The sequence below is a fragment of the Nonomuraea sp. NPDC046570 genome, from assembly GCF_040645915.1.
Classification (GTDB): Bacteria; Actinomycetota; Actinomycetes; order Streptosporangiales; family Streptosporangiaceae; genus Nonomuraea.
Map to the genome: position 1 here is coordinate 12,053 of NZ_JBEYZF010000047.1, position 13,994 is coordinate 26,046.

10 protein-coding genes are annotated in these 13,994 nt (G+C 70.7%); 4 read left to right on the forward strand and 6 right to left on the reverse strand.

Features of this window, described 5'->3' with window-relative positions; all coding sequences use genetic code 11:
• Nucleotides 1–412 precede the first annotated feature (412 nt).
• Nucleotides 413–1,057 (forward strand): DJ-1/PfpI family protein, encoded by a 645-nt coding sequence (locus ABZ911_RS38830; protein ID WP_358068166.1) that lies wholly within the window; start codon nucleotides 413–415, stop codon nucleotides 1,055–1,057.
• A gap of 166 nt (nucleotides 1,058–1,223) precedes the next feature.
• On the opposite strand, the gene ABZ911_RS38835 is transcribed toward ABZ911_RS38830, so the two are convergent.
• Complete coding sequence (locus ABZ911_RS38835) at nucleotides 1,224–1,814, reverse strand: TetR/AcrR family transcriptional regulator (protein ID WP_358068169.1); 591 nt, start codon at nucleotides 1,812–1,814, stop codon at nucleotides 1,224–1,226.
• A 92-nt stretch (nucleotides 1,815–1,906) separates the two neighbouring features.
• On the opposite strand from ABZ911_RS38835, the gene ABZ911_RS38840 reads away from it, so the two are divergent.
• Both ABZ911_RS38840 and rph read left to right on the forward strand, forming a co-directional pair.
• Nucleotides 1,907–3,139 carry a glycosyltransferase gene (locus tag ABZ911_RS38840; protein WP_358068172.1) on the forward strand — a complete coding sequence of 411 codons (1,233 nt, stop codon included), beginning with the start codon at nucleotides 1,907–1,909 and terminating at the stop codon, nucleotides 3,137–3,139.
• Between the two features lie 285 nt (nucleotides 3,140–3,424).
• Nucleotides 3,425–6,184 carry a rifamycin-inactivating phosphotransferase gene (gene rph / locus ABZ911_RS38845; RefSeq protein WP_358068175.1) on the forward strand — a complete coding sequence of 920 codons (2,760 nt, stop codon included), beginning with the start codon at nucleotides 3,425–3,427 and terminating at the stop codon, nucleotides 6,182–6,184.
• 72 nt (nucleotides 6,185–6,256) lie between these two features.
• On the opposite strand, the gene ABZ911_RS38850 is transcribed toward rph, so the two are convergent.
• Genes ABZ911_RS38850 through ABZ911_RS38870 form a run of 5 tightly spaced genes read right to left on the reverse strand, consistent with a single transcriptional unit; the run spans nucleotide 6,257 to nucleotide 12,810 of the window.
• The gene (locus tag ABZ911_RS38850) at nucleotides 6,257–8,857 is read right to left on the reverse strand and encodes a family 78 glycoside hydrolase catalytic domain (RefSeq protein ID WP_358068178.1); all 2,601 of its coding nucleotides are present in this window, start codon (nucleotides 8,855–8,857) and stop codon (nucleotides 6,257–6,259) included.
• Nucleotides 8,858–8,871: 14 nt separating this feature from the next.
• Nucleotides 8,872–9,861, reverse strand: a complete 990-nt coding sequence (locus ABZ911_RS38855; protein WP_358068181.1) for a serine hydrolase domain-containing protein — start codon at nucleotides 9,859–9,861, stop codon at nucleotides 8,872–8,874.
• Nucleotides 9,858–10,676 (reverse strand): carbohydrate ABC transporter permease, encoded by an 819-nt coding sequence (locus ABZ911_RS38860; protein WP_358068184.1) that lies wholly within the window; start codon nucleotides 10,674–10,676, stop codon nucleotides 9,858–9,860. Before ABZ911_RS38860 ends, ABZ911_RS38855 begins: the two co-directional genes overlap by 4 nt.
• Entirely contained in the window at nucleotides 10,673–11,521 is an 849-nt protein-coding gene (locus ABZ911_RS38865; RefSeq protein ID WP_358068187.1) for a sugar ABC transporter permease, read from the reverse strand. The genes ABZ911_RS38860 and ABZ911_RS38865 overlap by 4 nt, the downstream gene beginning before the upstream one ends.
• Complete coding sequence (locus ABZ911_RS38870) at nucleotides 11,521–12,810, reverse strand: ABC transporter substrate-binding protein (protein ID WP_358068190.1); 1,290 nt, start codon at nucleotides 12,808–12,810, stop codon at nucleotides 11,521–11,523. The genes ABZ911_RS38865 and ABZ911_RS38870 overlap by 1 nt, the downstream gene beginning before the upstream one ends.
• A gap of 167 nt (nucleotides 12,811–12,977) precedes the next feature.
• Between ABZ911_RS38870 and ABZ911_RS38875 the strand changes: the two genes are divergently transcribed.
• Nucleotides 12,978–13,988: a LacI family DNA-binding transcriptional regulator gene (locus tag ABZ911_RS38875; protein WP_358068193.1), complete on the forward strand. Its 1,011-nt coding sequence runs from the start codon at nucleotides 12,978–12,980 to the stop codon at nucleotides 13,986–13,988.
• The last annotated feature ends 6 nt before the right edge of the window (nucleotides 13,989–13,994 follow it).

The window sequence follows — 13,994 nt, forward strand, 5'->3', positions numbered from 1 at the left end:
GGACGACGGTAACCCGACTGCCAGTGCCTGGCCCGTGAGCCCTGGCACCCGCCGCCCAGTGGTCGGCCAGGCGGCGTTCAGCGAGCTTGGCCCGCGCGGCCGGCCTTCGGGGGGATCGGTGGTGTCCTGGGAGCCCTTTACCGCCACTGGCCGTTCCGTTGTTGCAAGTCCAATCCCGGGCCAGCAGGCGGCCGGTCCAGGCCTCCGGGGAGGACCGGACCGGATTTTGGCGGTAGCACTCAGCGTTCTTCGAGCCGGCGCAGGGCGGCATTGCGCTTTCGGCGTTCGCGGTGGTTGTTCCAGGCGTGGTGGACGTCGGCGATCAGGTCGATGACGGCCGCGTCGAGAGTGGCCTCGCTCCGGATCCGGGCGCGCTCCTTGCTGGACGGGCCCGCTGGTTAAGCTGCGCCGCATGGACATCGTGATTCCGCTCTTCCAGCGCTTCGAACCGCTCGACGCGATCGGCCCGTACGAGATCCTGGCGCATGTGCCCGGCGCGAAGGTGCGCTTCGTCGCGCCCGAACCGGGTCTGATCACCGACGTGTTGGGCGCGCTGCCGGTCGAGGTGCGGACGCGCTACTCGGAGGTCGAGTCGTGCGACGTGCTGCTCATCCCCGGTGGGGCCGGTAACCAGGAGCTGATCGCCGACCCGGAGTTCCTCGACTGGGTGCGCCGGGTGCACGCCACCACCCGGTTCACCACCTCGGTCTGTACCGGTTCGCAGGTGCTGGCCGCCGCCGGGCTGCTCGACGGGCTCACCGCGACCACCCACTGGGCCATGGTCGCCGATCTGGAGGGCCACGGCGCGGTGTACACGGCCGAGCGGGTGGTCCGGCAGGGCCGGATCATCACCTCGGCCGGGGTCTCCTCGGGCATCGACATGGCGCTGCAGCTCGCCGCCCTGCTCACCGACGACACCACCGCGCAGGCGATCCAGCTCTACACCGAGTACGACCCGCAACCCCCGTTCGACAGCGGCTCGGTGGCCAAGGCGTCGGCCGCCGCACTGGAGCGTGCCCGCACTCTGGGCCGAGGCCTAGACCGAGACCGGGGCTGACGTCGGCGCCGCACGGGCCGGCACGATCCGCGCACGCATGTCTGCGAGCCCCTGATCACGGAACTCGCGCGGGCGGGCCGCCTCGGCCGGCAATGCTGGCAGGCCTTCGAGCTGAACTCAGAAATCGGCTCCGGCTTGGACCGGCCGAAGATTCCCGCTACGACCATCACCCCGCGCGGAGCCGCGCCAAGTGGTAGTCGAGCAACGCCGTGACCTCCTCGGGCGTGTAGTGCCCGACCAGGGTGGCGTTCACGATGCCCTGCGCGAAGGCGTACAGGATGCTCGCCTCCTTGTCGGCATCCAGGTGGGCGGCGAGCTGCCCGGCGGCCTGGGCGGCCCTGATCTGCTCGGCGAAGAGGGACAGCAGGAGCGGCAGCCCGAGCCGCATCGCCGCCGCCTGGCCGTCGTCCACCACCGAGCTCGCCTGGAACGCCTGCCCGATGCGGTTCAGGTAGCTGCGCTCGTGGTCCAGCGGCAACAGCTCCAGCACGGTGTCCCGCAGCAGGTCGAGCGGCGTGGACTGGCGCGCGGCCACGGCTGCCACCCGGTTGCCGATCCAGATTCCGATGTGCTCCAGCGCCAGCAGCAGCATCTGGTTCTTCGTCGTGACGTAGTACTGCACCGCGCCCATGGACATTCCGGCCTCGGCGGCGACCTCCCTGAGGCTGACGTTCTCCATGCCCTTGTCGTGGATGATGCGGTGCACGGCCTCGGCGATGTGCCGTCGCCGGTCGTCATGGTCGACGATCTTCGGCATGGCCCACCGCTTTCTCGTGCGAGTGCATGGTAAAAGCTTACCGTCTCGTTTATCATGCGACTGCATGACAAACGAGATGGGTGGTGATGCGGATGCGGGTTCTGATCATCGGGGTCGGTACGCGGGGGGACGTGGCACCGTACACAGGGTTGGGGGTGCGCTTACGCGAGGCCGGACACGAGGTGGCCATCGCCGCGCACGAGCCGTACGCGGAACTGGTGACCGATGCGGGCCTGGAGTATCTGCCGCTTCCCGGAGACCCGCTCCCCGCGCTGACCGGCCGCTTCTCCATCAGCGCGTTCAAGGAATACAGCGAGCAGCTCATGGCGGGCCTGGCCGAGATCGCCGAGCAGGAGGCAGACCTGCTCCTGCTGGGCATGGCGGGCGCGCTGGGCTGTCACGTCGCCGAGGCGATGGGTGTGCCGAGCATGGGGGTGCACCTGCAGCCGATCGACCCCACAGGGGACTTTCCGCCGGTCATGAGCCTGTTCCGCCGGTCGCTCGGGCGGTGGGGGAACCGCAGGGCGGCCCGGCTCGCGTTCGAGTTGCCCGCCGCCGGCCCGCTGCTCGCCGGGATGAGCACGAAGATGCGGGCCCGGCTCGGGCTGCCCCCGATGACCCCGCGCGCCCTCTACCAGCGCCGGGAGAGCACGCGCTGGCCGGTCTTCCACGGGGTCAGCCCGCTGGTGCTGCCGCGCCCAGCCGACTGGCGGCCGGGGCTGGAGATCACGGGTTACTGGTGGCCGCTCCGGCCGCGAGGCTGGCAGCCGGATCCGGTGCTGCGCGACTTCCTGACATCGGGGCCCACACCGGTCTTCGTCGGCTTCGGCAGCCTGGCGGGCACACGGGCCGAGCAGTACACAGAGCTGGCCGTGCAGGCGCTGCGGCGGGCCGGGTTGCGCGGCGTGCTGCAGACCGGCCTGCGGGGACGCATCTCGGACGATGTGCTGGCGGTCGGCGACGTGCCGCACGACTGGCTGTTCCCCCGCATGGCCGCCGTCGCCCATCACTGCGGCAGCGGCACCACCGGGAGCGGGGTGCGGGCGGGTGTGCCCGCCGTGGCCGTGCCGGTCATGTACGACCAGCCGTTCTGGGCGTCGAGGCTGGCGGCACTCGGCGTGGCTCCGGCCGCGATCCCGTTCCGCCGCATGACGCCCGCCCGGCTGGCCGCCGCGCTCACCACCGCGGTCACCGACCCGGCCTATCGGCAGCGAGCCCAGGCCCTGTCGGTCCAGGTCTCGGCAGAGGACGGCGCGGCGCCCGTCGTCGAGGCAGTGAACCAGCTCGGGGTCACCCGCGGGCCCGGCCGCCGAACATTTGGCTGACCAGCAGAAACGGCGCTCCGGATCGGTGTCGCCGTAGGTACGGCAGCTCGCACGTATGCGCGCGGGCACAAAAGCAAAGGCAAGAAGATCTCACTCCTTGCCACTTCCAACGTATAGCGCACAGGGGGGCTTGCGGCAAGACCCGGGTCTTGCCGCAGAATCGGCGGCCGGACACAGCACCGACGAGGAAATGGGTGTGTTGTCGATGTACGGGGGACGCGGCGACCTCGAACCGCTGATGAGAGTGGCGGTGCAGTTGCGGGCGCTTGGCGCGGAGGTGCGGGGGTGCGCGCCGCCCGACCGGGCGCAGCGCCCGGCCGACTCGTCAGAGGGAAGCCAACCAGACATGAGGACGTGCCCAACAAGAGGTTCGACACAGCTCGAGGCGCCGGTGATTCGATCGGCCAGTGCGGTGCAACGGAGCACGGCTGCCTCGGAGGTATCGCAATGATCGAGCAGTACGTGTTGGATCTTCAAGAGGTTGACGAGACGCAGGTCGCGATCGTTGGCGGCAAGGCCGCGCACCTGGGCGGGCTGTCACGGATCGAAGGCATCCGTGTGCCGGCTGGGTTTTGCGTGACGACGGCCGCCTTCCGGCGGATCATGGCGGAAGCGCCGTCGATCGACGATCGGCTCGATCAGCTGTCGCGCCTGAACCCGGATGACCGGGAGGCGGTCCGCACGCTCAGCGCGGAGATCCGCCGGACCATCGAAGGGATTGCCATCCCGGGCGATCCGGCGGCGGCGATCACCCGCGCGCTCGCCCAGCTCGGCGAGCAAGCCGCCTACGCCGTGCGATCCAGCGCGACGGCAGAGGACCTGCCGACGGCCTCCTTCGCGGGCCAGCAGGACACGTACCTGAACGTCGTGGGGCCGGCGGCGATCCTCCAGCACGTCAGCCGGTGCTGGGCGTCGCTGTTCACCGAGCGGGCCGTGACCTACCGCCTGCGGAACGGCATCGACCACCGTACGGTCCACATGGCCGTGGTCGTGCAGCAGATGGTCTTCCCGGATGCGGCCGGCATCCTGTTCACGGCCGACCCCGTCACGGGCAACCGGAAGGTCGCCACCGTGGACGCCGGCTTCGGCCTCGGCGAGGCCCTGGTTTCCGGCCTGGTGAACCCGGACGTCTTCAAGGTGCGCGACGGCGAGGTCGTCGCCGAGGCGGTCGCCGCCAAACAGCGTGCCGTTCACGCCCTGCCGGAAGGCGGGACGCAGGAAGTGGCGATCGACCCGCAGCGGCAGGATCAGCCGGCGCTGACGGATGCGCAGGTCGTGCGCCTCGTGCAGCTCGGGCGGCGGATCGAAGCGCATTTCGGCCGCCCGCAGGACATCGAATGGTGCCTGGTCGACGATGACTTCCAGATCGTGCAGAGCCGGCCAATCACCACGCTGTTCCCCATCCCCGCGGCCCGCGACCGGGAGAACCACGTCTACCTCTCCGTCGGTCATCAGCAGATGATGACCGACCCCATGAAGCCACTGGGGCTCTCCATGTGGCAGCTGACGGCCATGGCGCCGATGCACGAGGCCGGCGGGAGGCTGTTCGTCGACGTCACCCGGCACCTGGCCTCGCCCGCGAGCCGCGCCGGCCTCCTGGAGCTGGTGGGGAGGGGCGATCCGCTGATCAGGGACGCGCTGGAGACCGTCCTCGACCGCCACGACTTCGTCCCGACGCTCCCGGAGGCTGCTCCCGGCGGGCCGCCGGCCGGCGGCGCGTCCGCCCCGATCGAGACCGATCCGGCCATCGTCACCGAGCTGATCGAGCGCAGCCAGGCCTCCATCGCCGCCCTGCGGCGCGACATCCGGACGAAGACCGGGCCGGCGCTGTTCGACTTCCTGCTGGAGGCCTTCCAGGAGCACAAGCGAGTCCTCAGTGATCCATTGAGCATGCAGGTGATCATGGCGGGGATGGAGGCCACCTGGTGGCTCAACGACCGGCTGCGGGAATGGCTGGGCGAGAAGAACGCGGCCGACACCCTCACGCTGTCCGCCCCCGGCAACGTCACGTCGGAGATGGGACTGGCGCTGCTCGACGTCGCCGACGTGATCCGCCCGCATCCGGAGGTGGTGGCGCTCCTACAAGGCGTCGAGGACGACGGCTTCCTGGACGAGCTGCCGAAGTTCGCGGGCGGGACCGAAGCGCGCGACGCCGTCGAGGCCTACCTCGACCGGTACGGCATGCGCTGCGTCGGCGAGATCGACATCACGAGGCCGCGTTGGCGCGAACGCCCCACCACGCTCGTGCCCGTGATCCTCGACAACGTCAGGAACTTCGAGCCGGGCGCCGCCAAGCGGCGCTTCGAGCAAGGACGGCAGAAGGCGCGGAAGAAGGCGCAGGAGGTGCTCGAACGCCTGCGGGCACTGCCGGACGGGGAGCACAAGGCCGACGAGACCAAGCGGATGATCGACCGGGTCCGGACCTTCATCGGCTACCGGGAGTACCCGAAGTACGGCATCGTCAGCCGCTACTTCGTCTACAAGCAGGCCTTGCTGGAAGAGGCCGAGCGCCTCGTGCAGGCCAACGTGCTCCCCGAGAAGGAGGACGTCTTCTATCTCACGTTCCAGGAGCTCCACGACGTCGTGCGCTCGAAGCAGGTGGATGACAGGCTGATCCAGCAGCGCAAGGACGCGTTCCGGTCGTACCACGCGCTCACGCCGCCCCGGGTGCTCACATCGGACGGCGAGGCCATCGCCGGGGCGTACCGACGCGACGACGTGCCGACCGGCGCCCTGATCGGCCTACCGGTCTCCGCCGGGACCGTCGAAGGGCGCGCCCGCGTCATCCTGGACATGGCCCAGGCTGATCTCGAACCGGGTGACATCCTCGTCACGGCCCACACGGACCCGAGCTGGACGCCCCTCTTCGTCGCCATCACGGGCCTGGTGACGGAGGTCGGAGGATTGATGACACACGGCGCAGTGATCGCACGGGAGTACGGCCTGCCGGCTGTCGTCAGTGTGGTGGACGCCACCCGGCTGATTCCCGATGGGCAGCGGATCCGCGTGCACGGAAGCGACGGGTACGTCGAGATTCTGCCTTGACTGACCAGCAGGGTCACCACTCAGTGACGACAAGCGACACGAGTGGTGACCGCAAGCCTCACAACCAGCTCACTAGCCCAGGTCGTCCCACTCCTGGAGTAGGTGGGCCGTGGCCGCCGCAGGGGCCGTGAACGACCAGCGGCCCGGCGGCAGGTTCAGGGCGCAGCCCCCGTCGGCCAGCCTGGTGGTCGGCAGCTGCTCGCTGAGGCCCATGAGGAAGGTGCCGTTGACGGTCATCCCGTCCCACGCGCCGCGCACGGGCAGCACCGCGCGGGCGGTCACGCCCTCCGGGACGGCGAACGTGAACTGGACCCCGTCGGGCCCGGCCCGCCAGCCCGACTCGACAGTGCCCGACGCGCTCTCGTAGCGGGCGTGCGCCTGGCGCAGCAGCGGGACGGGGCCGGGACGCAGCAGCAGCTCGCCGAAGCCGCCACCCGTCCCGCGCGGGTCGTCGCCCAGGCCCGCCACGTGCCGGAACAGCCAGTCGCCCACGCAGCCGTAGGCGTAGTGGTTGAAGGAGTTCATGGCCGGCGTCTGCAGACCGTGCCGGTGGTGCCAGGCGTCCCAGCGCTCCCACATGGTCGTCGCCCCGGCGCGGAGCTGGTAGCGCCAGGACGGATAGCCCTCCTGGTTGAAGATCCGGCACGCCAGGTCGTGGTGGCCGGTCTCCGACAGCACGGGCAGCAGCAGGGGGGTGCCGACGAAGCCCGTCATGAGCCGGTGCCCGTCGGCGCGGACCAGCTCGGCCAGCGCCTGCGCCGACGCGGCCCGGTCCTCGGGCGGGACCAGGTCCCAGGCGAGGGCGACGGCGTAGCCGGTCTGCGTCTCGGTGTGCAGCCTCGGCCCGCTGAGGAAGGCCCGCTGGAAGGCGCCCGACACGCGGGTGAACGCCTCGCCGTACTCCGGCGCGTGCGGCTCGCCGAGCACGTCGGCCACGTGTGCGACCAGGCGGAGGCTGCGGGCGAGGGCGGCGGTGGCGATGAGGCTCTTGGGCGTCTCGATCGTGCCGGGGGCCAGCCAGTCGCCCAGGGCCCTGCCCGGTCTGATGCCGCCCTCGGCCTGGGCCAGGCAGTAGTCGGCCCACCGCCGCATCGGGTCGTACGCGCGGCGCAGTGTGCGGTCGTCGCCGTAGCGCCGCCACAGCAGCCACGGCACCTCGACCAGCGCGTCGGACCACACGGGGGAGTCGTATCCGTACTCGGGCAGGACCGGCGCGACATGCGGGACCGCGCCGTCGGCCCGCTGCCCGTCGATCAGCGTCGTCACCCAGCCGGACAGGAACGCCTGCGTGTGCCGCAGGAAGCTGAGCGTCGAGCCGAACACCGAGATGTCGGCCGTCCAGCCGGTCCGCTCGTCGCGCTGTGGGCAGTCGGTCGGCACGCTCACCAGGTTGCCGTCCGCCGACGCGCCGATGTTGGCGACGAGTTGCCGTACAGCGGGATCGCTCACGGTCAGCGAGCCGGTGACGGCGAGCGCGGAGGACAGCAGCACCGCCTCCAAGTCGTCCGGCGTCAGCGCGCCCGGCCAGCCGGTGACCTCCGCGTAGCGGAACCCGTGCAGGGTGAACGCGGGCTCCACGACGTGCGAGCCGGGGCCGAGGACGAACTCGTCACGCTGGTCCGCGGTGCGCAGGTTGTCGGTGTAGAGCCGCCCGGTCGCGGTCAGCTCCTCCCCGTGCCGCACCACGATCCGTACGGGGCCCGGCGCGTCGACGCGCAGCCGTACGCGCCCGACGACGTTCCGCCCGAAGTCGGCCACCTGGACGCCCGGCGCGGGTTCGGTCACGGACACGGCGGGCACCGTGCCGATCACCCGCACCGGGGGAGCGGGGTCGGCCTCCACCAGGATCTCCGAGGCGGCCGTCGTCTCGGCGGGTCCGACCTGCAGGGAAGGGGCCTGGACGGTCTCGCCCATCACCAGGTCGGCGCGCGGGCGGCCGAGATCCCGCCGGGTCCAGGCCGCGTCCGTGGCGAACACGCGGCGGACCCCGTCGTCGTCCCGCACGAGCACCTGGGCGCTGGCGGCGGGCCGGTCGCCGTAGCGGCGCGGGCCTCCGCCGGCGACGTGACCCGCGTACCAGCCGGGAGCGAGCCACAGCTCCAGCTCGTTCTCGCCGGGTACGAGCAGCTCCGTGAGCTCCAGCAGCCGGTAGCGCGTCCGGTGGCAGTAGTCGGTCCAGCCGGGGGCCAGCTCCTCCTCGCCCAGCCGTACCCCGTTGAGCAGCGCCCGGTAGACGCCCAGCGCGGTGGCGGCCAGCCAGGCGCGCCCGGGAGCGGGACGCCACGTGAACGACCCGCGCAGGCTCACCGCCGCCCGAGGGTCGCCCGCCAGCCAGGGGGCGTCCCACCCACCGCGCGCCCGCAGGCCCGTGGTGAACGCGCCGGTCGCGTGCCCTTCCACACTCCACGTGTACGGCGTCAGCGGCGCCAGCCGCTCATCCGGCACGTCCACGCCGTGCGATCCGGCAGGCACGGACGACCGCCACACCTCGCGCCCGTCCGAGGACACCACCACGGTGGCCTCCCTGAGCAGCCGGGCGTCCCACGACAGCCGGGGCGACGGCTCGTCCACGCCCACCGGATCCGCCAGACCGCACGTCAGGCCCGCCCGTGAACCGGGCGGGGCCGGACGGATGAACGGCGCCTGCGCGCCTGAGACCTGCACTCCGAGCACCCCCGAATCCCGGTTCACGCATCGAGCCCGGTGGTGAAGGCGTTGTGCAGACCGTCGACGTCGACGCCGTACAGGCTCGGCGCCATCACGTTGATCAGCAGCACGAAGCACGCGTCCTGCTCGGGGTAAATCCACCACTGGCACCCCGAGGCGCCGCCGTGCCCGTACAGCCGCCGGTCGAGCAGCCCGGGAGCCGAGTGGCGCAGGTTCCAGGTGAGGCCCCAGTCCTGCCCGGCGTTGACCGGGTCGGGCTGCAGCTTGACCAGGCCCGTCGTCTGCGGGGTCGTCATGGCGGCCAGGGTGGTCGGGTGGATCAGCTCGCGGTCGCCGCGCAGCAGCGCCCCGCCCAGCGCCAGGAGGTCCTCGGCGCGGGAGAACAGCGCCCCTGCCGGGTGGCGGAGCCGTACGAACTTGTCGAAGTCGAAGCCGGGCCCGAGCAGTTCGAGGCCGTGGACCTCGGCCGCGTCGCACGCCGGGTCGAACGTGATCCGCCCGCCGCCCGGCACCAGCGTGTTCAGGTCGGAGTCGATCACGTCGGCCACGTCGCGGCCTGTGACGTCGCGGACCATCTCCGCGATCCCGGCGAAGGCCAGGTTGGAGTACTGGCTGAGCGTGCCTGCCTCGAACATCGACGGCGCGGTGACGAGGTGCTGCAGCAGGTCGTCGGGCGTGAGCGTCTGCTCGGCGATGCCGCTGGTGTGGGTGAGCAGGTGCCAGAGCGTCACGTCGGGCCGCGCGAAGTTCGGCAGTACGTCCCGCAGCGGGCGGCGCAGCGACAGCAGCCCGCGCTCGACCTGGCGCAGGGCGGCCAGCCCCATCAGCGGCTTGGTCACCGAGAACAGCGCGAAGTGGTCCTCGGTCCTGGTCTCGCGGCCGTCGTGCTCGCCGAAGGCCTCCAGCACCTGGATCCCGTCGGAGGTGGCGGCGCCGAACACCGCGCACGGCAGCCGCCCCTCCTTGATCTCGCGCCTGACCCAGTCGAGCGCGATGTCGTGAGTGGTCATCCCTTGAGTGCACCTTCCGTAAGACCGGCCAGGACGCGCTTCTGCGCGACGACGTACACCGCCACGAGGGGCAGCGTGGTGAGCAGGACGTGGGCGAAGACGAGGTTCCAGTTCAGGCTCTGCAAGGTGCCGGAGGCGAACTGGAACAGGCTCAGCGGCAGCGTGGCGTTCGCGCTGCCCTGGAGCAGGAAGAGGGCGAAGAAGAAGTCGTTCCAGACGTTGATGATCAGGATCACGCTGCCGACGAACAGCACCGGCCGCAGCAGGGGCAGCAGGATGCGGACGAAGACCTGCGGGCGGGAGGCGCCGTCGATGGCGGCGGCGTCCTCCAGGTCGGGGGGGAACGCCCGGACGAATCCGGTCGCCAGGAAGATCACGATGCCCAGGCGGCAGCCGGTCATCGTCAGCACGTAGCCGAGCGAGCCGCCGTCCAGCGACAGGGCGCGCAGCAGGTAGACGGTCGGGATGATCGACGGCGGCAGCAGGATCGACAGCCCCATCACGAAGTAGGCCACCTGCAGCCACCGCGACCGGCTGCGCCCGAACGCCCACGCCGCCGCCGCGCCGAGGAACACCACGGCCACCACGATCGGCACGGTCACCTTGAGGCTGTTGACCAGCCCCATCAGGTAGCCGCCCCGGTCGAGCACGATGCCGTAGTTCTCGGCGATCGCCCACGTCCTGGGCAGGCCGAGGCCCAGCTCGGCGGCCTCGCCCGCGGGTTTGAACGAGTTGACGACCACGAGCCAGATGGGCACGAGCACCCACGGGATCGCGAAGAGCGTCAGCGCCGTGTACTTGAGGACCGCTCTCATCCCGTCACCTCTCTGCGCCGCAGCCACCACACGAGGGGCACGGCGGTGGCGATCACCAGCAGCGTCACGGTGAACCCCAGCGCGCTGGCGGAGCCGAAGAAGCCCTGCCCCCACTGCTGGCGCATCACCACGTTCAGGGCCCGCGTGTGGTCGCCGGGCCCGCCGCCGGTGGTGGCGGCGATCACGTCGTACGCGCTGAGCGCGCCCACCAGCGTGACCGCCACGTTGAAGGTCAGCGCCGGGGCGAGCAGCGGGAACACCACCCGCCGGAACCGGGTCCACGGCCCGGCCCCGTCGACGGTCGCCGACTCCAGCAGCGACTTCGGAATGGAGTTGAGGCCCGCGATGTAGACGAGGGTGATCAGCCCGCTCCACTTCCACGCGTCGATGAACGCGACCACCACCAGCGCGGTGGACGGTTCGCCCAGCCACGCCCACTCGACGCCGAGGAAGGAGTTGACCGCCCCGTCGGGGGCGAGCAGCCCGCGCCAGATGTATCCGGCGGCCAGCGGCGAGATGAGCGTCGGCAGGAAGAACGCCGAGCGGAAGACGGTGTTGATCCCGCTGGTCCGCTGGAGGGCCAGGGCCAGCGAGAGGCTGACCGTGTTCTGGATCGCCATGCACAGGATCGCGTACAGCACGGTCACGGTGACCGCGTTGGCCAGCAGGTCCTGGTCGATCAGCGTGCGGACGTTCTCCAGCCCGTTCCAGGTGATCTCGGCCCGGAAGCTCGTCCAGGAGGAGAACGCGAACCGGACGTTGAGCAGGAACGGGGCGACGAAGAAGACCGTGACCAGCACGATCGCGGGCAGTGCCCACGGCAGCCAGGCCGCCCTGTTCCGCATCACCATCCGGGCAGCCCTGCCGCCTTGGCCGCCTGCTCGACCTGGCCCTGTAGCTGGGTCGCCGCCTTCTGCGGATCCTTCTGCCCGGCGATCAGCTCGGACATGAGCTGGGCCAGCCCGCCCATGCCGGGGATGTCGGAGTTGAAGGCGATGACCGCGCCGGTGTCGTACGCCTTCTTGACGTCCTGCAGCACGGACGAGACGCCCTGCGGGTCGGGCACGTCCTTGAACACGGGGAAGGTCTTGGACGCGGTGATGTAATCGGCGTAGGCCGGGCCGGTCATGAAGCGCACGAAGTCGAGCGACGCCTTCTCCCGCGCCGCGTCACCGGTCTTGGGCAGGTAGAACGTGCCGATCGGGCCGGGCGCGTAGGTCACGAGCGGCTTGTCGCTCGACAGGCCGACGAAGCCGACGGACTCGTCGACGGTCTTCTGATCGCCGCCCGCGGCTGCGAGGAGGGCCGGGAGCATGTCGGAGTGCTGGGCGACCATGGCGGCCTTGCCGGTCACGAGGGCCTTCATGGAGTCCTCGAACTTGGCGGTGACGATGTCCTTGTTGAAGCAGCCGTCGGCCTTCAGCTTGGCGTAGGCGGTCAGGCCGGAGACGAAGGGCGAGCCCGCGTCGGCCAGCGTGCTGCTGTGGCCCGCGATGGCCTTGCCGTACGCGTTGGACTGGTTGGCGCCTGCCAGGTAGAGGATGGGCAGGATCTGCACCGGCCAGATCGACCCGCCCGACTCGAAGACCGGCGTGACCCCGGCGGCCTTGAGCTTGGGGCAGGCGGCGGCGAGCTCGGCGAAGTTCGTGGGCGGGGTCAGCCCGGCCGCGGTGAAGACCTTCTTGTTGTAGTAGAGGCCGAAGACCTGGGGGAAGCCGGTGATGGCGGCGTAGACCTTGCCGTTGACGGACCCGGCGGCCTGGTAGAGGTCGCCGGACCTGGCGATGTACGCCTCGCCTGTCAGGTCGCGCAGGTTCTCGGCCGGGTTGAGGGCGAGCAGGCCGCTCACCGTCGCGTGGTACTCCAGGACGTCCGGGCGGTCGCCGGTGGCCCACTTGGTCTGGGTGGTGTCCTCGAAGCCGTCGGACGGGATCGACACGAGCTCGATCTTGTGGCCGGACTGCTTCTCGAACTTCTTGTACATCTCCAGCAGCGGCGCCGGGTCCGCGCTGTTGTGCCAGAGGGTCAGCTTCACCTGACCGGTCCCCTCCGGGGCGGACGACCCGCAGCCGGAGAGGGACAGGGCGAGGACGGCGCCGATCGCCGCGCCGAGCGGACGAGATGGTGCTCTCACGCCCGTGCTCCTGTTCATGTTAGGGGGTATTGTGTAGAACGTTCTCCATTGTTAGGGCACGAGAGAATCGCCCGTCAAGAGGTAGACCTGAGTAGCGGTGACGGGCTAGCCTCACCTTTCAGAAAAGTGTGTAGTTCGTTCTACGAAAACTCTGTGAAGGACGGCGTGTGACGAGCGGACGGGTGACGATCGCCGATGTGGCCAGGCGGGCCGGGGTTTCCACGGCCGCCGTGTCCAAGGTGGTGCGCGGGGCCTACGGCGTGAGCGCGGAGATGCAGGCCAAGGTGACGCAGGCCATCGACGAGCTGGGCTACCGCCCGCACGCCGCGGCCCGCGCCCTGCGCGGACGCACCTACACCCTCGGCGTCATGCTCTCCGACACCCGCAACCCGTTCTTCCCCGACATCATCGAGGGCGTCACCGGCCGGCTGGGCGATACCGAGTACCAGGTGCTGCTCGGACCCGGCGGGATCGAGCCCAAGACGCAGGCCAGGATGATCGACGCCATGATCGACCGGAGCATGGACGGGCTCATCCTGATCTCGCCGGTCATGACGGACGCCGAACTCGCCGCCATCGCGACGGCCACCCCGGTCGTCGTGGTGGGCAGGCACGGCGGCGCCGCGGCCTACGACGCGGTCGTCGACGACGACGTGATGGGGGCGGGGCTCGTGGTCGACCACCTGGTCGGGCTCGGGCACACCCGGATCGCGCACATCACCCACCTGGAGCGGGCCCGCGCCCAGGGACTGCCGCACACGGTGCGCGCCGAAGGCTACCGCCAGGCGATGCGCGCCCACGGACTCGCCGACGACGTGCTGGCCACCTCCTTCACCGAGGAGGGCGGCTTCGAGGGCGCGCGGGAACTGCTCGCGCGCGACGACCGGCCCACCGCGATCTTCGCCGGGGCCGACATCGCGGCGCTCGGCGTGCTGCGCGCCGCCGACGAGGCGGGCCTGTCGGTGCCGGAGGACCTCTCCGTCGCCGGATACGACAACATCGGCATCGCCTCGCTCAAGCGCATCTCGCTCACCAGCGTCGATCAGGACGGGCACGTGATCGGGGCGACCGCCGCGCGCCTGCTCGTCGAACGCATCGAGGAACGCACGCGTTCGGTGACGTCGTCGGTGTCGCCCACGCTGATCGTCCGCGGAACCACAGGACCGCCTCGCCTCTGAGAACCA

Coding starts and splice junctions, on each gene's coding strand:
- ABZ911_RS38830 (WP_358068166.1), top strand. CDS start 413: ATGGACATCGTGATTCCGCTCTTCCAGCGCTTCGAACCGCTCGACGCG.
- ABZ911_RS38835 (WP_358068169.1), bottom strand. CDS start 1,814: ATGCCGAAGATCGTCGACCATGACGACCGGCGACGGCACATCGCCGAG.
- ABZ911_RS38840 (WP_358068172.1), top strand. CDS start 1,907: ATGCGGGTTCTGATCATCGGGGTCGGTACGCGGGGGGACGTGGCACCG.
- ABZ911_RS38855 (WP_358068181.1), bottom strand. CDS start 9,861: ATGACCACTCACGACATCGCGCTCGACTGGGTCAGGCGCGAGATCAAG.
- ABZ911_RS38860 (WP_358068184.1), bottom strand. CDS start 10,676: ATGAGAGCGGTCCTCAAGTACACGGCGCTGACGCTCTTCGCGATCCCG.
- ABZ911_RS38865 (WP_358068187.1), bottom strand. CDS start 11,521: ATGCGGAACAGGGCGGCCTGGCTGCCGTGGGCACTGCCCGCGATCGTG.